The organism is Pseudoalteromonas sp. S1609, from assembly GCF_005887255.1.
Taxonomy (GTDB): domain Bacteria; phylum Pseudomonadota; class Gammaproteobacteria; order Enterobacterales; family Alteromonadaceae; genus Pseudoalteromonas.
Map to the genome: position 1 here is coordinate 1 of NZ_PNDJ01000240.1, position 240 is coordinate 240.

The 240-nt window shown below is 41.2% G+C and carries 1 protein-coding gene; it reads right to left on the bottom strand.

Annotation, left to right across the window (positions count from 1 at the left end; genetic code table 11):
- Positions 1–240, bottom strand: a 240-nt coding sequence (locus CWB76_RS19575) for a hypothetical protein (RefSeq protein ID WP_138609764.1), incomplete at both ends; no start/stop codon positions are given.

A 240-nucleotide genomic window follows, 5' to 3' on the forward strand; every position in this document is an offset into this window, starting at 1 on the left:
CATATACTGCGCTACGCGCTTTTTAGTACCTGGGCTTTGAGTGCTCGTAAACGACTGTAAAACAAAACGTTTAGCAATTGTAATTGTACCCATATAGCTAGGGCTTTCTTCATTTTTAATTGCAGCTTGTGTTTGCTCAAGTGTGTACTCAGGAAACACGGGCACTGTAGGGGTTTCGTCGGTAAATAAAATCCAATCACGGGCTTTTTTAGGCAGGGTATTCCACGGTTTATTAATATC